Raw genomic sequence first — 20,057 nt, 5'->3', positions numbered from 1 at the left:
TGCGTTGAGCGCCTCGCGACGGTGAGGTGAGTTCATGCGGCTTAGAGTCAATAACGTGCTGCATGAGGTCGATGTCGACGTCCGGACGTCGCTGCTCGATTTGCTTCGCGAGCATCTGATGCTCACCGGCTCCAAAAAGGGTTGCGACCACGGGCAGTGCGGGGCGTGCACCGTGCTGATCAACGGCCGCCGGATCAATTCCTGCCTGACGCTGGCCGTCATGCACGAGGATGACGAGATCATAACGATCGAAGGGATCGGCACTCCCGAGGCGCTCCACCCGTTACAGGCCGCCTTTGTCCGCCACGATGGCTATCAGTGCGGCTATTGCACACCCGGGCAGATCTGCTCGGCGGTGGGCATGCTCGACGAAATTGCGAAGGGCTGGCCGAGCCATGTCAGCGAGACGGAAGACGCCGCGCCAGCGATTTCCCAAGAGGAAATCCGCGAAAGGATGAGCGGGAATCTGTGCCGGTGTTCGGCATATCCGAACATTGTCGCCGCGATCCTTGAAGCCTCGGGCGAAGCCGCATGAAGGCGTTCGACTATAGTCGCGCCGAAAGCCCCATGGGCGCGGTGCAGGCGGCGACCGCTTCGGCCACACGCTTCATTGCCGGCGGCACCAATCTGCTCGACCTGATGAAGCTCCAGATCGAGACACCCGAGCGGCTGGTGGATATCAGCCGGCTCGATCTGCGCGAGGTGGAGCAAATTGGCGAGGGCGGGCTGCGCATCGGCGCGCTGGTGCCCAATTCGGACCTTGCGTCGCATCCGATCGTGCGCCGGGATTATCCGCTGCTGTCACAGGCGCTGCTCGCCGGTGCGTCGGGGCAGTTGCGCAACAAGGCGACAACGGGTGGCAATCTGCTCCAGCGCACCCGCTGCTATTATTTCTACGACACCGCGACGCCCTGCAACAAGCGCGAGCCCGGCTCGGGCTGCTCGGCGCGTGAGGGGTTCAACCGCATCCTCGCGGTGCTCGGCACTTCGGATCATTGCATCGCCACTCACCCTTCCGACATGGCGGTGGCAATGCGCGCGCTGGACGCGGCGGTCGTTACGCTGCGCCCGGACGGGGAAACCCGGCGTATCGCGCTTGGGGACTTTTACCGCCTGCCTGGCGACACTCCGCAGATCGAGACGGTGCTGGAGCATGGCGAGCTCATCACGCATGTCGAGCTGCCCGCGCCGCCGGCCGGCCGCCAGATTTATCGCAAGGTGCGCGATCGCGCTTCCTATGCCTTTGCCCTGGTTTCCGTCGGCGCGGCGGTGGCGGTCGAGGATGGACGGATCAGTTCGGCGCGGCTGGCGTTCGGTGGACTCGGCACGATCCCGTGGCGCGACACGGCTGCGGAACAGGCGCTTATCGGCGCGGCGCCGGACGCGAAGAGTTTCGCAGCCGCCGCGGATGCATTGCTGCGCGACGCAAAAGGCTATGGTGCCAACGACTTCAAGCTGCCGCTGGCGCGTCGCACGCTGATCGCCTGTTTGCGCGAACTCACGGAGACGGCGCGATGACCGATGCCAAGCGCAATCTGGTGATGGACGAGCCTGTCGAGCACAGCCTGCTCGATGGCGCGCAGGGCGTGATCGGCCGCCCGCTCGATCGCATCGACGGGCCGCTCAAGGTTTCGGGCCGCGCCCCCTATGCCGCCGAATATCAAATCGACAATTTGGCCTATGGCTATCTCGTCGAGGCGCCGTTCGGGGCGGGCACGGTGCTCGGGATCGATGTGGACGGCGCCAAGGCGATGCCCGGCGTCATCGACGTGGTGATCGATTACGAGACCTTCCTTCGCAATGCCGGCCAAGGCGGCGAGACCGAAGCGCCCGAGCAGGGCGTGCGCGAGGTCCAGTATTTCCGCGAGCCGATCGCGATCGTCGTCGCCGAGACTTATGAAGCTGCACGCGCGGCGGGCGAGCGGCTGAAGATCGAGGTCGAGCGCAAAGCAGGACGATATAGCTTCGATGATCGGCTCGGCGAGGCCGAGGAGCCGAGCCCGGGCGGACCGGTCGATCCGCATTTCGCCAAGGGCGATCTCGATGCGGCGATGGAAAGTGCGGCAGCAGCGATCGACGTCACTTACACCACGCCGAGCCAGAACAGCGCGGCGATGGAGCCGCATGCCTCTATAGCCTGTTGGGATGGCGACAATCTGACGCTTTATGGCTCCTACCAGATGCCGGCCTCCGATCGGCAGCAGCTGGCTGATGCGCTGGGGCTCGAGGCTGATCAGGTGCGGATCGTCGCGGCCTATGTCGGCGGCGGTTTCGGATCGAAGCTTGGCATCGCTCCCGAATCCGTGGCGGCGGCGGTGGCGGCTAAGAAGCTCGGCCGGCCGGTCAAGGCGGTGATGACGCGCCAGCAAGTGTTCGACGCCACCGTCCGCCGCTCCGAAACGCACCAGCGCGTACGCCTTGCCACCACGCCGGATGGCAAGCTTGTGGGCATCGGCCACGCGACGATCTCGAGCAATTTGCCGGGCGAGGACTTTTTCGAGCCCGCCGGCACCTCGACGCATTTCCTCTACGAAGCGCCCAATCGCGAAATCACGCACGACATCGTGCGCATAAACCGCGTCCTCTCCGGCTCGATGCGCGCCCCCGGCGAGGCAGTCGGCATGCTCGCGCTCGAATGCGCGATGGACGAACTGGCGGTGAAGCTGGACATCGACCCGATCGAGCTGCGCAAGCGCAACGAGCCCGAGAGCGATCCGCAAAAGGGCGTGCCCTTTTCAAGCCGCAGCCTGGTCGATTGTCTCGACCAGGGTGCCGCGCGCTTTGGCTGGGCGGAGCGCAACACCACACCCGGCGGCCTGCGTCGCGGCGAATGGCTGATCGGCCACGGCATGGCGGCATCGGCGCGCTCGAACAAATTGATGACCTCGGAAGCGCGCGTCGAGCTGACATCCGACGGCCGCGCGATCGTCGAGACCGACATGACCGATATCGGCACCGGCACCTACACTATCCTCGCCCAGATCGCCGGCGAGATGCTCGGTCTGCCGATCGAGCGCATCGAAGTGCGCTTGGGCGACAATCGCTTTCCCCCCGGCGCAGGCTCGGGCGGGTCATGGGGCGCGGGCAGCAGCGGCTCCTCTGTCTATCTAGCCTGTGAGGGCTTGCGCGAACGGCTCGCCGACCGGCTCGGCTGCGCGCCCGAGGATATGACCCTGAAGGACGGCCAGGCCATGTGCGCGAGCCGAAGCGCCAGCATCGCCGAACTGGTCGGCGAGGGAATGGCGACCACCGGCAAGATCGAATCGGGCAAGCTCGACGAGAATATGCGCCAGGCCTCATACGGCGCGCATTTCTGCGAGGTGCACGTTAACGCAATCACCGGCGAAGCGCGCGTCAAGCGCTGGCTCAGCACTTTCGCTGCCGGGCGGATCCTCAACGAGAAGACCGCGCGGTCGCAATGTATCGGCGGCGTAGTGTTCGGCATCGGCGCGGCGCTGACCGAGGAGTTGGTCCACGACACGCGCTCGGGCAAGATCGTCAACCGCGACCTCGCCGAATATCATTTGCCCGTCCATGCCGACGTGCCGGACATCGAGATCGTGTTTCTTCCCGAGCGCGACCCCTACGCCAATCCATTGCAGGCCAAGGGCATTGGCGAACTCGGCATTTCCGGTGCCGGCGCGGCGGTTGCGAACGCCATCTACAACGCGACGGGCATACGCGTTCGCGATTTTCCGCTGACGCTCGACAAGCTGCTTGACGGGTTGCCGACAGTATAATGTTAGCGAGTGCATGGCGGCGAAGTTCAGAGGTAGTCGGCCCCGCGACTGCCAATTCGCCTGCGACCATTTGGTCTCGATTGGTCGGGGCGACAGGATTCGAACCTGCGACCCCCACACCCCCAGTGTGATGCGCTACCAGGCTGCGCTACGCCCCGACCAGAGACCTGCGTCCGCCATAGCGGGCTCAGGGGAGCGGCCTCTATGCCGCTTGCGCGCGGGATGCAACCCGCTGTGACAATAGTTGCGTGCGCCGTGAACGCATGTTAGCGCGCGCCGCTTGAACGGGGCGGTTTTCGCTCCTGTCTCCAGACATTCGGGAAGCCATGTTCATCTCCCCAGCATATGCACAGGCCGCAGGCGCGGCAGGATCCAGCGGCGGCGGCGCGATGGGCGCCATCGTTTCGCTGATGCCGCTCGTCCTGATCTTCGTGGTCTTCTATTTCCTGATGATCCGCCCGCAGCAAAAGCGGATGAAGGAGCTTCAGAATTCGGTGAGCGCCGTGAAGAAGGGCGACACCGTCGTCACCGGCGGTGGGCTGATCGGCAAGGTCACCAAGGTTACCGACGATGAAGTCGAGCTCGATCTCAGCGCCACCGTTAAGGGCGTGCGGGTCGTGAAGGCCACGCTGCAGAGCGTGCAGCCGCTCGGCGGCAAGCCCGCGAACGACTGATGCTGGACTTTCCCCGCTGGAAGCGGCTGACGATCTTCATCGGCATCGCGATCATGATCGCGCTGTCGATCCCGAGCTTCTTCCCGCAGAGCGCGCGCGAGAAATGGCCGGGCTGGATGCCGAAGCCGGCGATCAATCTGGGCCTCGATCTCGCGGGTGGCAGCTATCTGCTGCTCGAAGGCGATACCAGCGGCGTGGCGCAGGCGCGTCTCGAGCAGATGAAGGAACAGGTCCGCACCGACATGCGGCGCGATCCGCGCGTCGATATCGGCGACATATCGGTGCAGGGCGGCAAGGTGACCTTCATGGTCCGCGACCCATCGAAGGTCGATGCCGCGCGCGAGAAGCTGCTGACGATCACCGGCAGCGGGGTGGGCACTACCGGCCAGCGTGAGTGGGACATTGCGGTTGTCGATTCGAGCCGCTTCGTGCTGACCCCGACTTCGGTTGGCCTCGGCGCGAAGGCCGAAGAGGCGATGAACGACGCCCGCGAGATCGTCGATAAGCGCATCAACGCGCTCGGCACGCTCGAGCCGACCGTGATCCGCGAAGGGTCGAACCGCATCGTCGTCCAGGTGCCGGGCCTGCAGGATCCAAGCGCGCTCAAGAAATTGCTCGGCCGGACCGCGAAGCTCGAATTCAAGCTGGTCGATACGACCGTGACTCCCGAAATGATCGCTTCTGGCCAGATCCCGCCGGGCAGCCAGGTGCTGCCCTATCAGGAGGGCGGCGGTCAGATCGCAGTGTTCCGCAGCGTGATCATCGATGGGGGCATGCTGGTCAACGCTACCCAATCCTTCGACCAGCAGGGCCGGCCCGACGTGGCGATCAGCCTCGACGGCGCAGGCTCGCGGCGTTTCGCCAAGGTGACGCAGGAGAATTCGGGCAAGCCGTTCGCGATCATCGTCGACAACCAGGTGATCTCGGCCCCCAACATCAACGAGCCGATCCTGGGCGGCAGCGCCACGATCTCGGGCGGGTTTACCGTCGAGACCGCGAACGAACTGGCGATTGCGCTGCGTTCGGGCAAGCTGCCGATCGAACTCAAGGTCGTTTCCGAAAACACCGTCAGCCCCGAGCTTGGCGCGGATTCGATCAAGGCGGGCATCACGGCATCGATTATCGCGATCATCGCGGTCATCGCCTTCATGATCCTGACCTATGGCCGCTTCGGCATCTATGCGACGCTGGCAGTGACGATCAACGTGCTGATCATCCTCGCGGTGATGGGCATGCTCAACGCCACGCTGACGCTGCCCGGCATCGCCGGCTTCGTGCTGACCATCGGCACAGCGGTCGACGCCAACGTGCTGATCAACGAGCGCGTGCGCGAAGAGCGGCGCCGCGGCCGCAGCGTGACGCAGGCGTTCGAATTCGGCTATAAGGAAGCCAGCCGGACGATCTTCGAGGCCAATGTGACGCACGCCATTGCCGGCGTGATCATGCTGATCCTCGGCTCGGGCCCGATCCGCGGCTTCGCAGTCGTGCTGCTGATCGGTATCGCCAGCTCCGTCTTCACCGCCGTGGTCTTTACCCGGCTCATGGTTTCGATCTGGGTGCGCAAGAACCGCCCCAGCGAAATCAACATTTAAAGGACGCCAAGCATGCGGCTCCTCAAGATCGTTCCCGACAATACGAACATCGGCTTCGTCCGCGTTCGCCACATCGCGTTCGTCATCACGGCATTGCTGACGGTGGCGGCGATCGGCCTGGTGTTTGCGCGCGGGCTCAACATGGGCGTCGACTTTGTCGGCGGCGTCTCGATCGAGGAGAAGTTTGCCTCGGCCCCGCCGCTCGACGAGATTCGCTCGACGGTGAACGGGCTCGGCTTCGGCGAAGGCTCGCTCCAGCAGCTCGGCAGCAACAACACGGTGACGATCCGCCTGCCGCTGCCCGAATCGAGCGCGCCGGACGCTGTCGACAAGATGGTCGAGACCGTGAAGACGACGCTTGCGGCGAAATTCCCCGGCGCGACCTTCAACAATTATTCGACCGTCTCGGGCAAGGTTTCGGACGAGCTGATCTTCAACGGCGTGCTCGCGGTGTTCCTCGCGATCATCGGCATCGCGATCTTCTCGTGGCTGCGCTACGAATGGCAGTTCGGTGTATCGACCGCAGTCGCGATCATCCACGACGTGCTGATGACGCTCGGATTCTTTGCGCTCACCCAATTCGTGTTCGACTTGAACATCGTGGCCGCGGTGCTGACGATCATCGGCTATTCGATCAACGACAAGATGGTGATCGACGACCGTATCCGCGAGAATATGCGAAAATACCGCAAGATGGGGATGAGCGAGCTGATCGATCTGTCGGTCAACGAGACCCTGCCGCGTACGGTCATGACTTCGGTCACAATCATGCTGGCATTGGGCGCTCTGCTGCTGTTCGGCGGGCACGTGCTGCGCGGTTTCACCGCAGCGATGATGCTCGGCATCGTCGTCGGCACTTATTCGTCGGTCTATGTCTCGTCGTCGCTGCTGATCACGCTCGGGCTCAAGCCGGGCTTCCGCGAGGAAAAGCCTGACAAGAGCGTGGCCGCAGGTGCTGAGCGCGTGGGGCCGCGCGAGCCAAAGTAATGGAAATGAACCGCCAGGGCGCCGAGGGGCCGGTGATCTCCGGCTTTTCGGGGCGTGGGTTCAAGGTCGATGGCGGCGTTTATGAAGGACTGCTGATCAGCCCCGAGCGTGCCGATGGCTGGACGCCGCCGCCGCTCGATCAACTCGGCGAAGGCGACCTAGCGCCGCTGCTGGCGTTGAACCCCAAGCCCGAATTCCTGTTGCTCGGCACAGGCGCGACGATGCGGCGGCCGCCGCTTGCTTTCGTGAAGGCACTGGGAGCGCGGGGTATCGGCGTCGAGGCGATGGACAGCCGCGCGGCGGCGCGCGCCTGGGGCGTGCTACGCGCCGAATTGCGCTGGGTCGCCGGAGCGCTTTACCCACTGGATTGATCCAATTCAGCTGCGCAAGCTATGCGCAAATTGCGAAAAAAGCTGTCCTACACCCCGTCGAATATGATTGAGTCCGGCGATGCCCAAGCCGTTCGCCTGTCCTGATACTGTGCCGCTGTCGAGCCCCGGCTCCAGCTCGACACGCCCCCCGAAAACACTAAACTTCATCAACATTTTCCGATCGCCGCGAGACGGCGTCGGGTTGGGAGAGATGCCATGCTGATGCTAGCCCTTGCTCTTGCCAGCGTCACGCTGGGCGACGATCCCGATTATCGCCAGCATGGGAATTGGCTGTGCCGGCCGGGGCGGCAGGATGCGTGCGCGCAGGATCTGAGCACGACGGTAATCGCCGCGGACGGCTCGCGGACGATCGAGAAGTTCGCCGCGGCGAAAGAGCCGGGCTTCGATTGTTTCTATGTCTATCCGACCGTTTCGCTCGATGCGACGCCGAACAGCGATCTCGTGCCGGGCGACGAGGAGCGGCGGGTGATCCAGTTCCAGGCAGCGCGGTTCGGCGCGAAGTGCCGGGTGTTCGCGCCGATCTATCGTCAGGTGACGCTGACTGCATTGCGCGCGCTGATGACCGGACAGACGCCCGCGGTCGATCGGCAGATGGCGTATCGCGATGTCGAGGCCGCTTGGAACGATTATCTGGCGCATGACAATAAGGGCCGCGGTGTGGTGTTCATCGGGCACAGCCAGGGCTCGTCGGTGCTGACGCAGCTGATCGGGCGCGCGGTCCAGGGCAAGCCGGCGGAGAAACTGATGATTTCGGCGATGCTGATCGGGAGCAATGTGCCGGTGCCCATCGGCAAGGATGTCGGGGGGCTCTCCCAGACCATTCCCCTGTGCCGCTCCGCCGACCAGGCAGGTTGCATCGTGACCTTCGCCAGTTTCCGCGCCTCGGCGCCGCCCCCTGCCGACAGCCGCTTCGGCAAGGGCGACCGGCCCGGTATCGAGGCGGGATGCACCAATCCGGCGGCGCTCGGCGGCGGGCGGGCAGTGGCCGATGCCTATCTGGCGACCGCAGGCAGCTTGCTCAGCAGCGGTGAAGGCCCGCGTTGGAGCAATGACGGCAAGCCGGTGACAACGCCGTTCGTGCGGCTTCCGGGGCTGCTCTCCACCGAATGCGTGCGCAAGGACGGGTTCAATTATCTGGCGGTGACGACCAATGCCGATCCCGCCGATCCGAGGGCCGACGATGTCGGCGGGGACATCAAGGTAGGCCCGACTGTGTTGGCTTCCTGGGGGCTCCACCTCATCGACATGAACCTGGTGCAGGGCGATCTGGTCGAGCTGGCCGGGCGCCAGGCAAAGGCATGGGCGAGGAAGCATTGACGCTATCCCCTTGAACCGCTGCGGCTTCGCGATAGGCTGAGCGGAGGGGGCAGGTATGGCACTTCCGCAGGGATTACCGTCGATCGCCGGGAGGCGCGGCTGCGTGGTGCTCGCCGCCTATTGGCTGATTGCGCTGCCGACGATCGTCGCAGTCGCATTCGGGCTGTGGTTCGCGGTGCGCGACATGTCGCACAATGTGCCCGCGACGATGGCCTATGGGCTTCGGACGTTCACCTATGGCGCGGCGGGGCACGGGATCGGGGCCGTCACGCCCGAGGCTGCCCGCGCCGGCGTACGGGTCGGCGATCGGATCGTGCAAGTCAACGAGCAGGCGCTGCGGACGGGGGCGAGCGAGTTCGAAATTGGCGATCGGCTGGGCGACGCCGGCACGCGGATCGTTCTGGGTCTGGTGGGGGAGGACGGCAAGGCGCGCAGTGCGACGCTGGCGCGCAGCGATTCGCCGTGGGCAGCCACCGATCCTTCGAGCGGGCTGCCGGTGTGGCTCTATGTGATCGTCGAGCTGCTCTCGCGCGAATGCTTCCCGCTGGTGATGATCGCCGCGTCGTTGCTGCTGGTATATCGGCGGCGAGGCGATGCCGAGACGATGCTGTTCGCCTTCGCGTTGCTGATGCTGTGCATGCGCGGCGGATCGCTATGGTGGTGGAGCGACACGCCAGTGCCGCGTGAGGCGCTGCAGGCGTGGTGGGTGACGGGCTGGCTGGCATCGTTCCTGGCGATTGCGGGGTTCCCCGACGGGCGCTTCACATCGCGAACCGCGCGCGGGGTGGTTGCGGTGATCGTGGTGCTGATCCTGTGCAATCTGCTGCTCAACGGCGCAGCGATGATCGGGCTTTGGGCGCGGTGGATGCAGACGGCGGGCGGGCTGATCAGCATCGGGGTGATCCCCGCGGCGCTGGCGGCGGCAGTGGCGGTAATCCAGCGCTATCGCTCGACACCGCCGGGCGCCGAACGCCAGCAGATCAAATGGGTGGTCGGAGGGTCGTGCATCACCTTGCTGACGCTGGTGATGCTGATCCTGTTCGAAGTTGCGAAGATCGGGCGCTTTACTGCCGGTAGCTCGCTTGCCTTCCTGTTCTTTGCCGTTGCGTCCTTCGTGTCCGTGGTGGCGCTGCCGCTGGGCCTGATTGTGTCGCTGCTGCGCTTCCGGCTGTACGATGCCGAGGCGACGATCAGCCGCTCGGCGGTCTATGCGGCACTCACCGTCTCGCTGCTGCTCGTCTTCGCGGCGGGGGAGAAATTGGTCGAGGCATTCGGGCAGCAATATTTCGAGGGCAGCATGGGCACGGTGGCGGGCGGGATCGGCGCGGCGCTGGCTGCGGTGATGATCGCGCCGATGCACCACCGCCTGAGCGCCTGGTCCGAACGGCGTTTTCAGCAGGGCCTGCTGTCGCTTCGCAACGGGTTGCCGGTGCTGGTCGGGGATTTGCGCGAAACGGCGTCGCTGGGCGAGATTGCTCGTGCGGTGCTCAAGCGGGCGGAGACCGGCGCGCGCGCGCGGCATGCCGCGTTGATCGTCGGCGATGCGCTGGAGGCGGCCCGGCACATTGGCGCGGAGGAAATCTCCGAATGGCGGCAGGGCTGGGTGCCGCGCGAAGCCGATGGGCTTGATTGCGACCGTGGCGACGGGCTGTTTCCCATGCGCGTGCCGCTGGAAGCCGAAGGCTGCGGGCGGGTCGGCTGGCTGCTGCTCGGCCCGCGACCCGATGGCAGCTTCTTCGGCAAGGACGAGCGGGAGGCGCTGGCCGACATCGCGGGGCCGGTGGCGCGGGCGATTGCCATCGTGCGCCAGCGCGAGGCCAGCCAGGCGCGGTTCGAGACGCGGATCGGCGCGCTCGAGGCGGCCATTGCGCGGCTTGGCGGCCCCGCGCCGGCTCAGCCGACGCCGATCTTCTCTTCGTCGCCCTCCTCGTCAGTGTCCGGTGTCTGATCGCGATCCAGCGTGTCCGAAGGGAAGCGGGCGTCGCCTTCCTTCTGGTGCTCGGTCGAGAGATTTTCGTTCGGGGTGCCGGTCTGGGGGTCGGCCATCGCGTTTCTCCTTCACACGATCAACGGCGGAAGGGCGCATCGGGTTTCAGCGCGGGACGCCGAGACGCCCGAGCAGGAGTCGCCAGAGCGGGATCGAGACCAACCCGGGCTGGCCAAGGAACGGGTGCACCAGGGCGAGGGCCAACGCGGTGATGGCGCCGAGCAGCACTGCAAGCCCGCGCTGGCGGACCAGCCGCCGCTGCTCGGGCGGAACCTGTCCGCCGGCGACGGGCGGGGCGGTGGCAATGCGCTGGAGGCGGATGTTGAGCAGGGCAGTCAGCACCATCCAGCCGCAATAGAGCGCGATCGGAACGCGCTCGCCGGGATATTCGGATGCGAAAGCAGTAAAGAACGGCATCGCCGCGATGGCGCTGAGCAGCATTAGATTGGGGGCGATCAGGCGCGGGTCCCAGTTGCGTGCGCAATCGAAGGCGCGGTGATGCCCGGCCCAGAAGGCACCAATGACGAAGAAGGAGACGAAGAAGCCGGCGAATTTCGGCAGCAGTTGAACAAGCGCCATCAGATAGTCGCTGTCGGTGCCGTGATGGATTTCGGGCACGTGGATCTCGATCACGAGCAAAGTGATCGCAATGGCGAACACCGCGTCCGAAAAGAAGATCATCCGCTCAAGCGAGTGACCCGGGCCCTGCGCTTCGCTGCCGCTGCTCTCCGTCATCAATCCCCCCGAACTGCTCCAGGGCGTTCTAGCAGGGGATTGCTTTGGCGTCTTGCCGCGATCGATGCGCACGGACCAAGCGAGTGAAATAATCGTGAAGGCGCTCGCTGTTCGCGGCCCAGGTGAAGGGCTCGACATTGGCACGCACTGCCCCGGCAGCGGGCGGGGCGGCGAGGATTTCGGCGAGTGCCGCCGCGAATGCCTGGGGCGTGCGCTCGACGAGGCGGCCGGCACTTGCATTGCCGACCACCTGGCGCGCGCCGCCTACGTCCGGGATCACCACGGGTGTGCCGCTCGCCAGCGCTTCGAGCCAGGCATTGGCAAGGCCTTCGCGCTCGGAGGCTAGCGCCATTGCGTCGGCGGCGGCGAGATAATGGGCGAGCTTGGCGTGAGGGATGTTGCCGAGCAGGCGGACGCGGAGCTCAAGGCTGAGCTTGGCGATGAGGGTCATGAGCCGCTGGCGATCGGGGCCATCGCCGGCGATGCACAGCGTCACGCCGGGCATGGTCGCGATCGCACGAAGCACGATCTCATGCCCTTTGAGGGGAATCAGCGCACCGACCGACAGGATCAGCGGACCGGCGATGCCGAGTTCGGCCTTAGCCGCGGCGCGGTCGCGCGGGGCGAAGCGATCCAGGTCGACGCCGGTTATAATCGCCTCGATCCGCTCGCCGGGCATGCCTAGCGCGATCATGTCGCTGCGCATCGCTTCGCTTACCGCGAGCATTCCATCCGCCGCACAGCCGGCGGCGCGGACCTGTTCGCCAGTAACGGGGAGGCGGCCCCAATGGTGTACGTCGGATCCACGTGCCTTGATCGAAACGGGGACGCCGAGGCGGCGGCCGAGCTCGACGGCGGCGACACCATCCGGGAAGAAGAACTCGCCGGCGATGATGTCGAACGGAAACTCGCGGTGGACCGCATCGATCACCGGCGTAATCGCTTCGATCAGGGCGGTTGCGTGGAAGCGGCCGCCGGTTAGCGGCACATTGAGAAATTGGGGGCGGACGACTTCCAAGCCCTTCCAATTCTCGCGGGCGGGCAGTGCGGTCAGTTTGCGGTAACGCGGCAGGGCGCGGATCGGCCAAGGCGGGACCCCACGCGGAGCGACGACGCGGACCTCGGTATCCGGACGCTGTGCCAGCGCGAGCGTCTGGCGCTCGACGAAGATGCCGAAATTGGGGCGCGAGACGTCAGGGAATAGCGACGAGAGGACAAGCACGCGGAGCATGCGCGATCTATAGCGCGCGTTGGTTAACCGGGTGCTTGCATGGGAAAGGGGGCCCGCACGGCACGGACCCCCTTATTTTGCTTAGCGGCAGCGATTGCGGCTGTTGCCACGGTCGATCTCGCGGCCGGCCAGGCCGCCGGCGATCGCGCCGAGCACGGTGCCGCCGGTGCGGTCGCCACGTGTGTCGATCGTGCGGCCGACCAGCGCGCCGCCGACTGCGCCGACGACCAGGCCGGTGGTGCCGTCCGAACGGCGGCAATAGCGCTTGCCGTCACGGCCGCGCCACTCACGGTAGCTGTGGTTACGATTGCGGTTGCGACGTTGGTCAAAGGCAGCGGCCGAGCTTGGGTTGGCAACGCCGGCCTTGGCCGCCGCGACCGGCACTACCATCGAAGTCGGGACTGCCATCGTCATCGCGCCGAGCGCGAGCATCATCTTACGCATGTTTCACTCCATTGTGTCTGCAGGGGCAATTGCAGGGGCCGCGAGCGAAACGTTCCGGGGGAGGGCAGGTTGCATGAACGACGGTTCAGGGTTGCGCTCCGGAAGCGCGGCGCTAAAGGCCCGGCACGTGACCAGACCCGCGCGATTCGCCGCCTCGGGCCTTCCAACTTTTCCCCATTATCCACGTTATCAACAGGCGCACGGAGCGTTTTGATGCTTTGCGCGACTCGGAATCGGTGACACCTTCATAACTGTAAGGAGACGGTTCGGCAGCGGGAAACCAAAGCGGGATCAGAAACTTACCGTACTTGTCCGGACAGGTGCCTTCGGGAAACCAGCCAGACAGGAACGTAGGGATGCCAGCGACGGACAGTTGCAGACCGATGCGGCGCGCAAGCGTAGCGGAAGTCTTGAGAGACGGCCGAAGCACGGCGGAACCGGAAGCCGAAGCGGCGCGAAAGCGCGGCGAAAGCGTGAAGGGAAGGCCGGGATGGACGGACCGGAAATTGCGGCGGCGCGAAAGCGAGACGTGCGGTGGATGGGACGAACACGAAGAGCGACCCATCGGCTCGGAAGCCGCGCAAGCGGTGGAACGGTTGGAGGATCGATCGGGAAAGCGTTCCGCGAGGCTCCAGATCGCCGCTTGCGGCGGATCTGAAGCGGGCCGCCAGAGACCGGAAAGGAAGCGCAGGACCCTCGGGAAATGTGCGGAGAATTCGGCCTCGGCGACCGACGCGAAACCCGCATGCCCTTGCCGGCGCGGGTGGAGCATGCCGCCGAAACCAGGCCCTGCGATCCGTCCGGGTCAAATGGCCGAAGTCCGGTGACATGGGGGCTGGCAGCAATGCCGGCCCCCTTTTGCGTCTGGAGCGAGGTGGCCCGCCACACGGACCGTGACCTGCCACTCGCTCCCCGCTAACATGCATCAAATCCTGCCGGGAGAGATGCATGGGACGCTGGTTCGAACGCTTCGCTCAATTGGTGGCCGGATGGGCCGGGCGGCCGCCAGCCTTTGTGCTGGCCTTGCTCGTGGTGCTGATCTGGGGCGTGACCGGCCCGGTCTTCAAATTCTCCGATACCTGGCAGCTGGTGATCAACACCGGCACGACGATCGTGACCTTCCTGATGGTGTTCCTGATCCAGAATGCCCAGAACCGCGACGCCGCGGCGATCCAGGCCAAGCTCGACGAACTGATCCGCGCCGCTGAGAGCGGGCGCAACGAATTTATCGGGATCGAGCATCTGAGCGAAAAGGAATTGATCGCGATCCGCGACAAGCTCGAGCGTGAATGCGGGCGCGAAGACCCGGCGATGCATGAGGGCGTCGGCCGGGTGATCGGGCGCCGCTAGGCATGCGGCTCAGCTCCCCATCTCCCTCAGAAGCGAGGATCCAAGACTCATCCACGATCCGGCTCGAAACCCTCGGTCCCGCTTTCGCGGGGATGACGGGTGTGATCAGGCCAATGTTGCGCTGAGCGCGCTTTCGGCCTTGAGCAGTTTGGAGACCGGGCAATTGGCGTGGGCGCCCTCGGCTAGCGCCTGGAACTGCTCTTCCGTGATCCCGGGCACCCTTGCGATGAGCGTTAGGTCGGAGCGCGTGATGGTGAAGCCGCCTTCGCCATCCTGCTCAAGCTTGACCGCCGCCTCGGTCTCGATGCTGCCATCAGAGAAGCCGGCGCGGGCGAGGGCGAAGCTGAGCGCCATCGTGAAGCAGCCGGCATGGGCAGCGCCGATGAGCTCCTCGGGATTGGTGCCGGGCTCGTCCCCGAAGCGTGTGCTGAAGCCGTAAAATTGGTCCGTTAGCACGCCCGATTGGGTGCTGACATGGCCCCGGCCTTCCTTGCCGAAGCCTTCATAGCGCGCGCTGGCGGTGCGGGTCGTCAAATTCCGTTCCTCCTTGTCAAACCAAGGGCGCGGCGGTCGAACGCCGCCACGCCCCGTGATAGTCAAACCTTAGCGGCAGCGCACTTTATGGCGGTCCGCCGCAGAGCCGATCGCGGCGCCGGCTACCGCGTGCAGCACGATGCTGTGCACAGGAGAGATATTCCTTGCTAGCGATCAGCGCTGGCCGTCCGAGCCCGGCAGATTGTCACCCTGGCCGCCCACCAGCGTGGGCTTTGCGAGGGGAGGACGCAGTGCCTCACGCTCGCTCTCGGGGACGGGCGCAGTCGGATCGGGACGGAAATCGCCGATCGCGCGGGTGCTGCCGTCCGGATGCGTGTCGCCCATCAGATCGGTTGGAACGGTGCCTTCGCGCGCGGGCCGGCGGAAGAGGCGGAGGAGCCCGACTACGGCGCCACCGAGTGCGGCCGCCAGCCCGGCGATCCCCGCGGCCTTAACCGCGACGGGCGCGGCTTCGACGCGGGCAGCAAGGCTGGGCGAGGGCGGGGCTGCTGGAGCGATTTGCTTGGCAGCGGCGGGCTTGCGGCGTGCGGCCGGCTTGGCTGCCGCAGCTTTTGGTACGGTGGGAGCTTTTGGAGCGGCGGGAGCCTTGGGCGCAGCAGGCGCCTTCGCTGCAGCGCTTTTGGCAGGCGCCTTTTTGGTCGGAATCTTCTCGCTCGCCTTCGCGGCGGCGGGAGCCTTGGAAGTCTTTGCAGCGGAAGCCTTGGCCGTAACGGCCTTCGCCTCAGTCGGCTCTGGCTCACCCTCGGCGGCGGGTGTGGCCGGTTTGGGCGCGGCGGCGCGCTTGGCGGGAGTGCGGCGCGTCGTGGCGCGGGGAGTGCCGGTAGGGGTCTTGCGCGGGGCCATGTGATTATCCTGTGTCGGTTTCCACCGATCAACCACTAGGCCGCGCGCCTGTTCCGGACAATCGTTACGGTGCCGTAGATTGCAGCTCGTGAAGTGCGGGATCGCCATGGGGTTCACGGGAGGCACGGGCGCGCTCGGTGCGCGCGATCCGATCGGCCATCTGCTCCCAGGCATGCGCGGCGCGCAAATTGCGGTCGCGGACATTGTCGAGCGTCGCGGCGTCGGCGTCGGCCTGAGCGCGGCTGGCATTGTCTAGATAGAGCGTGAGAAGATCGGCCATGAAGCCTCCGGGGCGAGAGGGAAGGAAGAACGGCGCCGCGCGATCCCCGAAAGGAAATCGCCCGGCGCCGGTCTCGGCCGGCGCACGAATGCGCCGGCAAGCGGAATTTAGTCTGCCGCCTGAAGGTTGACCGCAGCCATCTTGCCGCGACGGTCTTCCTCGAGCTCGTAGCTCACGCGCTGGTTCTGGTTCAGCGTCGACATGCCGGCGCGCTCGACAGCCGAGATGTGCACGAACGCATCGGCCGTGCCGTCTTCAGGAGCGATGAAGCCATAGCCCTTGTCGGCGTTGAAAAACTTGACGGTGCCAGTGATAGCCATTTGGAATTCCATTCTTTCTCTGACGGGTCTCCGAGCGTGGAGAGCCCTCGTGTTGCTGCGAGGGGCAGGGAAGGAAGGAAGAAGGAGCCGCAAAGCGCCGAAGACCGTCGATATGCGACTGTAGCAAGCAGGCATATGGGCGCTGGCGGCCGAAAAAGCAAATTGAGCCATGTGCTTGCCCGCCACGGCGGAGTGCGGCACAACCCGGCGATGATCCGATTGACCCTCGCAGCCCTGCTGCTGGCATCGCCCGTCGCGGCGCAGACCAGTCCCGAAACCCCCGCCGCGCTTGCCGCCATCTCGGGGGTCACCGTCAAATGGTATGACGTGACCGGGACCACGCCCGACCAGATCCGCAAGTCGAAAAAGGCGGCGCGCCCAGCGGTGCCCGGCGATTCTTCGCAGCGTTACGACGTGCTGAGCACCTGGAAGATCGAGACCAGCTGGGCGACCGAGACCGGATCGACAGGGTGCCGGGTGGCGGATCCGGAGGCGAAGTTTTCCGCTGAAGTGAGCCTGCCGCGGCTGGTGCCGGCCGAAGGGCAAGACGAAAAGCTGCTCAAGGACTGGGCGGCATTCGTCAATTCGCTCGCCACCTATGAGGGGCAGTTCGTTCGCTATGCGGCGGATCATGCCCCCGATGTGGCGCGGGGGATCAGCACGGTTAGCTGCGCCAAGGCCAATGACGCGAGCGCGAAGGGCATTGCCGCGGTGGGCAATGAAGTCGCGGCGCTGCGAGCCAAGTCCAAGCGGGTGTCTGGCGCCTTCTGAGGCGGCGATAGCGTGTCTCCGTTCGACCTAGTCTTTGCGGTGTTCGGGCTGCTGCTTGGGCTGGCGGTGGCGGAAGTGTTAAGCGGGTTTTCGCGGGCGCTGAAGCTCAAGCGGGGGACGCGGCCGATCAAGATCGGGTGGCTGACGCCCTTGCTGGGCATCTTCGTGATGCTCGACCTGACCAGCTTCTGGCTGATGGCCTGGGAAGCGCGCGAACAGCTTGGCGCCAATTACCTGACCCTGGTCTTCGTGCTCGCGATCGTCGGCGTCTATTATCTGGCCGCGACGCTGATCTTTCCCGACGAGCCCGAGCAATGGCCCGATTTCAATGACTGGTACGACAAGCAGAACCGGATGGTGGTCGGAGGGCTGCTGCTGGCCAATGTCGGGAGCTGGATCGGTCAGATCACGCTGGAGATCATGGCGCCCACTCCGGAAGTGGAGCTCAACAACGTGGATCTGGTGGTGATGGGCGCGGGATTTTCGATGCTGGTGCTGTTCGCCGCGCTGCTGAAAGTGAAATCGCGCAAATGGAACGTGGCGATGCTCGCCGTGCTGATACTATTGCTGATGGTAGTCGGCGTAGGCGAGGATCTCGCCTAGCGCCGGGTCTCGTGCCGCGACTCGTCCACGGGGAACAAGCGGCGGTGGAGGGGTATCGTGCCGCTCGCGATGCGCGGTTGGCGGTAGGGTCGTGAAATCTGCGTTTCGTGTACTTGGTCGAAGAAATTCAATTCGTTTTCCTGTTTTACTTGGTTGAGAAAGCCCATCCGGATGCACGGAAACCCGCCGCAAAGCGGGCAGAGGTGCAGGGGAAGAGGGCCAGGGCAATGCGCGTTCCGCATTCGGAAGCCGCCATTTCGGCGAGCATTGCCCGGCCCTGATATGGGGTCGAGGTTAATTAATTCAACCCGACCCTTCCTCCCCCGCTGAGCGCGCCCTCAATCCGCCAGCTTGGCGGGGACCTTGGCGCCGTTATTGACCAGCTCGAGCATCACCGCGTTGTGGAGCCACAGGTTCATCTCCGCCGAACCGTCCTTGGCGCCGCTATAACCGAGTTCGGTGGCGAGCTCTTTGCGGTTGTCGAGGCTCGAATCCAGATCGAGCAGCTTCATCAGATCGACGATCGACGTCCGCCAGTTGAGGTCGGGATTGCCCTTGGCGGCGAGCTTTTCGGTGAGCACGCGCTCGACATCGACGGGCTCGGCAGAGGTGGGCGCGGCGGCGGCCTGCTGGTTCTGCGGAGTCGGCGCAGTGGGCGTCGCGGCGGGGGCAGGCGTGGGCGCGGGCTGGGCGGCGGCCTTGTGACCGAAAATGGCGTCCTTGATCTTGCCGAAAATGCTCATGCGTTGCTCCTGGAACCGGGCGCGGAATGCGCGGGCGTTGGCGGCTGAACGCGTGAGGGGGCGGGGAGGTTCTCGCAAACTCAGGGACCGCCAGCCTCTGCCTCTGCCTCCTCCTCCGCCTCTGCCTCGGGCCGGGCGCGGCGCGCGCGCTTCTGCGCCGGCTCGGGATCGGCCGCAGCGAGGCCGAACCAGGCGACGCGCTCGGGTTCGTCGATCGCGCGCTTCTCGTCGGCGCGGGCGCGCTCTTGCGCCGCGAGCACTTCCTCCTCTTCGGGACCCAGCTCGCGCTCATAATCCTCATCGCCGTAGCGCCCCCACTCCTCCCCGCAAAAGTGCGGCGGCGGCGGGAAGCTGGTATGGAATTTCTCCTCGGAATCATCCCACCAGACCGGCTCGCTGGCGTTGCCGGCGTCCTCAATCTCTTGAGGAAGTTTATAAACTTCGGGGGTGTTTTCGGCCTCGGGCGCGGGCGGCGGCGCGAGCTGGAGGAGACCGGCGGCTTCGGCGCGCGCCCATTGCTCGGCGGTCCAGCCCGCACGCCGGGCGGGATCGAGATCGGCAGTGGCAAGCGGATCGGCGAGATCGGTGTGCGTGCGCAGCCAGCGATCGGCGCGGGCGAGCGTGCGGACCGGGGCGAGATCGTCCTCGCCCGCCTCTTCGGCGCCCAGCCGCGTGCCGAGGAACAGGCCCGCGCGCGCCGGGCCGCCATCGCGCCCGATCAACTCGAGATATTGCTCGAACTCGCCCGCGACCAGCCGCGCGGCGGCATGGGTGGTTTCCTTATGCGCGCGATTGGCGAGGCGATCCTGCCGGGCGAGGACTTTCACGGCCAAATGATTGTCGTGCCGGATATAGCGGGTTTCGTCGCCATTGGCGTGGAAATGGATATGCTCGCTGCCGTTGAGCGCACGATCGAGCAGATCGTCGGCGAGCTTCTCGCGGCACAGCAATTGCGCCGCCTGCCAGCCGATCGCGAAGCTGGCCCCGCGCGCGGCGCGGCGGAAGCTGTAGGCGGACTGGATGGTGAGCCCGACAAGCCTGCACGCATTGGTGACGCTTTCGCCTTCGGACAGGGCCTGGAGGAAAATGCGCTGGCGATCCGCGGTCCAGCCGTCATGGCGCTGCGAGACAGTGGGGAGGGCGTGATCGCCGTGCGCGGAGGCGCCAGCGGGGGCGGGGGGAAAGATCTCCGCGGGAACGCTCATTGCGCGGCTCCCTTTGCAATGCGGGCGAAGAGGCGCGCAGTCGCTTCGCGATTGGCGATGGTCTCGGGCGGGGCGGGGGTGGGCGGCGCGAGGCGGCCGGCATCGAGATGCGATTGCCACGCGGCATGCGCGCCTTCGGGATAGTTGAAGGGGTTTTCGGCGGGGCCGCGGGAGAGCCGCGGGGGCGCTTGGTTTGGCATCTTGTCCTCCGGATATGAGAAGAGGACGATCCAGTTATAGATGTTTTGGGGTGTAGGACAGCGTTTTGTTCTGGGTGTGTTCTGCGCG

Annotated in this window: 24 protein-coding genes and 1 tRNA gene; 12 read left to right on the top strand and 13 right to left on the bottom strand. The window is 65.6% G+C overall.

Features of this window, described 5'->3' with window-relative positions; translation table 11 throughout:
* Positions 1-34 precede the first annotated feature (34 nt).
* The 3 genes from ACZZZM_RS16990 to ACZZZM_RS16980 are packed head-to-tail and all read left to right on the top strand — an operon-like array spanning position 35 to position 3,740.
* Complete coding sequence (locus tag ACZZZM_RS16990; RefSeq protein WP_463596254.1) at positions 35-535, top strand: 2Fe-2S iron-sulfur cluster-binding protein; 501 nt, start codon at positions 35-37, stop codon at positions 533-535.
* Positions 532-1,518 carry an FAD binding domain-containing protein gene (locus ACZZZM_RS16985; protein ID WP_463596253.1) on the top strand — a complete coding sequence of 329 codons (987 nt, stop codon included), beginning with the start codon at positions 532-534 and terminating at the stop codon, positions 1,516-1,518. The genes ACZZZM_RS16990 and ACZZZM_RS16985 overlap by 4 nt, the downstream gene beginning before the upstream one ends.
* Positions 1,515-3,740 (top strand): xanthine dehydrogenase family protein molybdopterin-binding subunit, encoded by a 2,226-nt coding sequence (locus ACZZZM_RS16980; protein ID WP_463596252.1) that lies wholly within the window; start codon positions 1,515-1,517, stop codon positions 3,738-3,740. The genes ACZZZM_RS16985 and ACZZZM_RS16980 overlap by 4 nt, the downstream gene beginning before the upstream one ends.
* A gap of 81 nt (positions 3,741-3,821) precedes the next feature.
* On the opposite strand, the gene ACZZZM_RS16975 is transcribed toward ACZZZM_RS16980, so the two are convergent.
* Positions 3,822-3,898, bottom strand: a tRNA-Pro gene (locus tag ACZZZM_RS16975).
* Positions 3,899-4,066: 168 nt separating this feature from the next.
* Here ACZZZM_RS16975 and yajC point away from each other — a divergent pair.
* The 6 genes from yajC (at position 4,067) to ACZZZM_RS16945 (ending at position 10,650) form a co-directional block, all read left to right on the top strand.
* Entirely contained in the window at positions 4,067-4,414 is a 348-nt protein-coding gene (gene yajC / locus ACZZZM_RS16970; RefSeq protein WP_463596251.1) for a preprotein translocase subunit YajC, read from the top strand.
* Entirely contained in the window at positions 4,414-6,006 is a 1,593-nt protein-coding gene (gene secD / locus ACZZZM_RS16965) for a protein translocase subunit SecD (RefSeq protein WP_463596250.1), read from the top strand. The genes yajC and secD overlap by 1 nt, the downstream gene beginning before the upstream one ends.
* A 12-nt stretch (positions 6,007-6,018) precedes the next feature.
* Entirely contained in the window at positions 6,019-6,993 is a 975-nt protein-coding gene (gene secF / locus ACZZZM_RS16960; protein ID WP_463596249.1) for a protein translocase subunit SecF, read from the top strand.
* Complete coding sequence (locus ACZZZM_RS16955; protein WP_463596248.1) at positions 6,993-7,364, top strand: Mth938-like domain-containing protein; 372 nt, start codon at positions 6,993-6,995, stop codon at positions 7,362-7,364. Before secF ends, ACZZZM_RS16955 begins: the two co-directional genes overlap by 1 nt.
* Positions 7,365-7,580: 216 nt before the next feature.
* Complete coding sequence (locus ACZZZM_RS16950) at positions 7,581-8,702, top strand: DUF3089 domain-containing protein (RefSeq protein WP_463596247.1); 1,122 nt, start codon at positions 7,581-7,583, stop codon at positions 8,700-8,702.
* A 55-nt stretch (positions 8,703-8,757) separates the two neighbouring features.
* Positions 8,758-10,650 (top strand): hypothetical protein, encoded by a 1,893-nt coding sequence (locus tag ACZZZM_RS16945; protein ID WP_463596246.1) that lies wholly within the window; start codon positions 8,758-8,760, stop codon positions 10,648-10,650.
* Here ACZZZM_RS16945 and ACZZZM_RS16940 read toward each other — a convergent pair.
* The 5 genes from ACZZZM_RS16940 to ACZZZM_RS16920 form a co-directional block, all read right to left on the bottom strand.
* Complete coding sequence (locus tag ACZZZM_RS16940; protein ID WP_463596245.1) at positions 10,596-10,748, bottom strand: hypothetical protein; 153 nt, start codon at positions 10,746-10,748, stop codon at positions 10,596-10,598. The genes ACZZZM_RS16945 and ACZZZM_RS16940 overlap by 55 nt on opposite strands.
* A 46-nt stretch (positions 10,749-10,794) precedes the next feature.
* Complete coding sequence (locus ACZZZM_RS16935; protein ID WP_463596244.1) at positions 10,795-11,424, bottom strand: TMEM175 family protein; 630 nt, start codon at positions 11,422-11,424, stop codon at positions 10,795-10,797.
* A gap of 28 nt (positions 11,425-11,452) precedes the next feature.
* Positions 11,453-12,655 (bottom strand): glycosyltransferase, encoded by a 1,203-nt coding sequence (locus ACZZZM_RS16930; protein ID WP_463596243.1) that lies wholly within the window; start codon positions 12,653-12,655, stop codon positions 11,453-11,455.
* Positions 12,656-12,736: 81 nt separating this feature from the next.
* Positions 12,737-13,099, bottom strand: coding sequence for a glycine zipper 2TM domain-containing protein (locus ACZZZM_RS16925; protein ID WP_463596242.1), 363 nt, complete (start codon positions 13,097-13,099; stop codon positions 12,737-12,739).
* Between the two features lie 112 nt (positions 13,100-13,211).
* Positions 13,212-13,871 carry a hypothetical protein gene (locus ACZZZM_RS16920; RefSeq protein WP_463596241.1) on the bottom strand — a complete coding sequence of 220 codons (660 nt, stop codon included), beginning with the start codon at positions 13,869-13,871 and terminating at the stop codon, positions 13,212-13,214.
* 176 nt (positions 13,872-14,047) lie between these two features.
* Here ACZZZM_RS16920 and ACZZZM_RS16915 point away from each other — a divergent pair, with 176 nt between their 5' ends.
* Positions 14,048-14,449 carry a low affinity iron permease family protein gene (locus ACZZZM_RS16915; RefSeq protein WP_463596240.1) on the top strand — a complete coding sequence of 134 codons (402 nt, stop codon included), beginning with the start codon at positions 14,048-14,050 and terminating at the stop codon, positions 14,447-14,449.
* A 105-nt stretch (positions 14,450-14,554) separates the two neighbouring features.
* Here the strand turns inward: ACZZZM_RS16915 and ACZZZM_RS16910 are convergent, their stop codons facing one another.
* From ACZZZM_RS16910 to ACZZZM_RS16895, 4 genes are all read right to left on the bottom strand, one after another.
* On the bottom strand, positions 14,555-14,983 hold the full coding sequence (locus ACZZZM_RS16910; RefSeq protein WP_463596239.1) for an OsmC family protein: 429 nt from the start codon (positions 14,981-14,983) through the stop codon (positions 14,555-14,557).
* A 174-nt stretch (positions 14,984-15,157) separates the two neighbouring features.
* Positions 15,158-15,847: a hypothetical protein gene (locus ACZZZM_RS16905; RefSeq protein WP_463596238.1), complete on the bottom strand. Its 690-nt coding sequence runs from the start codon at positions 15,845-15,847 to the stop codon at positions 15,158-15,160.
* A gap of 64 nt (positions 15,848-15,911) precedes the next feature.
* On the bottom strand, positions 15,912-16,127 hold the full coding sequence (locus tag ACZZZM_RS16900; RefSeq protein WP_463596237.1) for a hypothetical protein: 216 nt from the start codon (positions 16,125-16,127) through the stop codon (positions 15,912-15,914).
* 107 nt (positions 16,128-16,234) lie between these two features.
* The gene (locus tag ACZZZM_RS16895; RefSeq protein WP_463596236.1) at positions 16,235-16,447 is read right to left on the bottom strand and encodes a cold-shock protein; all 213 of its coding nucleotides are present in this window, start codon (positions 16,445-16,447) and stop codon (positions 16,235-16,237) included.
* Between the two features lie 210 nt (positions 16,448-16,657).
* On the opposite strand from ACZZZM_RS16895, the gene ACZZZM_RS16890 reads away from it, so the two are divergent.
* The gene (locus ACZZZM_RS16890) at positions 16,658-17,218 is read left to right on the top strand and encodes a DUF922 domain-containing protein (RefSeq protein WP_463596234.1); all 561 of its coding nucleotides are present in this window, start codon (positions 16,658-16,660) and stop codon (positions 17,216-17,218) included.
* Between the two features lie 12 nt (positions 17,219-17,230).
* The gene (locus tag ACZZZM_RS16885; protein ID WP_463596233.1) at positions 17,231-17,821 is read left to right on the top strand and encodes a hypothetical protein; all 591 of its coding nucleotides are present in this window, start codon (positions 17,231-17,233) and stop codon (positions 17,819-17,821) included.
* Between the two features lie 338 nt (positions 17,822-18,159).
* Here ACZZZM_RS16885 and ACZZZM_RS16880 read toward each other — a convergent pair whose 3' ends face one another.
* The 3 genes from ACZZZM_RS16880 to ACZZZM_RS16870 form a co-directional block, all read right to left on the bottom strand.
* Positions 18,160-18,564, bottom strand: coding sequence for a DUF3597 domain-containing protein (locus ACZZZM_RS16880; RefSeq protein WP_463596232.1), 405 nt, complete (start codon positions 18,562-18,564; stop codon positions 18,160-18,162).
* 80 nt (positions 18,565-18,644) lie between these two features.
* Positions 18,645-19,769, bottom strand: coding sequence for a hypothetical protein (locus tag ACZZZM_RS16875; RefSeq protein WP_463596231.1), 1,125 nt, complete (start codon positions 19,767-19,769; stop codon positions 18,645-18,647).
* Positions 19,766-19,969 carry a hypothetical protein gene (locus ACZZZM_RS16870; protein WP_463596230.1) on the bottom strand — a complete coding sequence of 68 codons (204 nt, stop codon included), beginning with the start codon at positions 19,967-19,969 and terminating at the stop codon, positions 19,766-19,768. Before ACZZZM_RS16870 ends, ACZZZM_RS16875 begins: the two co-directional genes overlap by 4 nt.
* Between the last annotated feature and the right edge of the window lie 88 nt (positions 19,970-20,057).

The organism is Sphingomonas sp. AC522 (assembly GCF_979258125.1).
This window is presented reverse-complemented; position numbering and strand designations above follow the sequence as displayed.

What these genes read in the sequence shown, in the direction of transcription:
- ACZZZM_RS16935 (WP_463596244.1), bottom strand. Translation starts at nt 11,424, where the DNA reads ATGACGGAGAGCAGCGGCAGCGAAGCGCAGGGCCCGGGTCACTCGCTT.
- ACZZZM_RS16895 (WP_463596236.1), bottom strand. Translation starts at nt 16,447, where the DNA reads ATGGCTATCACTGGCACCGTCAAGTTTTTCAACGCCGACAAGGGCTAT.
- ACZZZM_RS16955 (WP_463596248.1), top strand. Translation starts at nt 6,993, where the DNA reads ATGGAAATGAACCGCCAGGGCGCCGAGGGGCCGGTGATCTCCGGCTTT.
- ACZZZM_RS16990 (WP_463596254.1), top strand. Translation starts at nt 35, where the DNA reads ATGCGGCTTAGAGTCAATAACGTGCTGCATGAGGTCGATGTCGACGTC.
- ACZZZM_RS16980 (WP_463596252.1), top strand. Translation starts at nt 1,515, where the DNA reads ATGACCGATGCCAAGCGCAATCTGGTGATGGACGAGCCTGTCGAGCAC.
- ACZZZM_RS16915 (WP_463596240.1), top strand. Translation starts at nt 14,048, where the DNA reads ATGGGACGCTGGTTCGAACGCTTCGCTCAATTGGTGGCCGGATGGGCC.
- ACZZZM_RS16890 (WP_463596234.1), top strand. Translation starts at nt 16,658, where the DNA reads ATGATCCGATTGACCCTCGCAGCCCTGCTGCTGGCATCGCCCGTCGCG.
- ACZZZM_RS16945 (WP_463596246.1), top strand. Translation starts at nt 8,758, where the DNA reads ATGGCACTTCCGCAGGGATTACCGTCGATCGCCGGGAGGCGCGGCTGC.
- ACZZZM_RS16905 (WP_463596238.1), bottom strand. Translation starts at nt 15,847, where the DNA reads ATGGCCCCGCGCAAGACCCCTACCGGCACTCCCCGCGCCACGACGCGC.
- ACZZZM_RS16900 (WP_463596237.1), bottom strand. Translation starts at nt 16,127, where the DNA reads ATGGCCGATCTTCTCACGCTCTATCTAGACAATGCCAGCCGCGCTCAG.
- ACZZZM_RS16930 (WP_463596243.1), bottom strand. Translation starts at nt 12,655, where the DNA reads ATGCTCCGCGTGCTTGTCCTCTCGTCGCTATTCCCTGACGTCTCGCGC.
- ACZZZM_RS16920 (WP_463596241.1), bottom strand. Translation starts at nt 13,871, where the DNA reads ATGCTCCACCCGCGCCGGCAAGGGCATGCGGGTTTCGCGTCGGTCGCC.
- ACZZZM_RS16950 (WP_463596247.1), top strand. Translation starts at nt 7,581, where the DNA reads ATGCTGATGCTAGCCCTTGCTCTTGCCAGCGTCACGCTGGGCGACGAT.
- secF (WP_463596249.1), top strand. Translation starts at nt 6,019, where the DNA reads ATGCGGCTCCTCAAGATCGTTCCCGACAATACGAACATCGGCTTCGTC.
- ACZZZM_RS16880 (WP_463596232.1), bottom strand. Translation starts at nt 18,564, where the DNA reads ATGAGCATTTTCGGCAAGATCAAGGACGCCATTTTCGGTCACAAGGCC.
- ACZZZM_RS16875 (WP_463596231.1), bottom strand. Translation starts at nt 19,769, where the DNA reads ATGAGCGTTCCCGCGGAGATCTTTCCCCCCGCCCCCGCTGGCGCCTCC.
- ACZZZM_RS16985 (WP_463596253.1), top strand. Translation starts at nt 532, where the DNA reads ATGAAGGCGTTCGACTATAGTCGCGCCGAAAGCCCCATGGGCGCGGTG.
- ACZZZM_RS16940 (WP_463596245.1), bottom strand. Translation starts at nt 10,748, where the DNA reads ATGGCCGACCCCCAGACCGGCACCCCGAACGAAAATCTCTCGACCGAG.
- yajC (WP_463596251.1), top strand. Translation starts at nt 4,067, where the DNA reads ATGTTCATCTCCCCAGCATATGCACAGGCCGCAGGCGCGGCAGGATCC.
- ACZZZM_RS16870 (WP_463596230.1), bottom strand. Translation starts at nt 19,969, where the DNA reads ATGCCAAACCAAGCGCCCCCGCGGCTCTCCCGCGGCCCCGCCGAAAAC.
- secD (WP_463596250.1), top strand. Translation starts at nt 4,414, where the DNA reads ATGCTGGACTTTCCCCGCTGGAAGCGGCTGACGATCTTCATCGGCATC.
- ACZZZM_RS16925 (WP_463596242.1), bottom strand. Translation starts at nt 13,099, where the DNA reads ATGCGTAAGATGATGCTCGCGCTCGGCGCGATGACGATGGCAGTCCCG.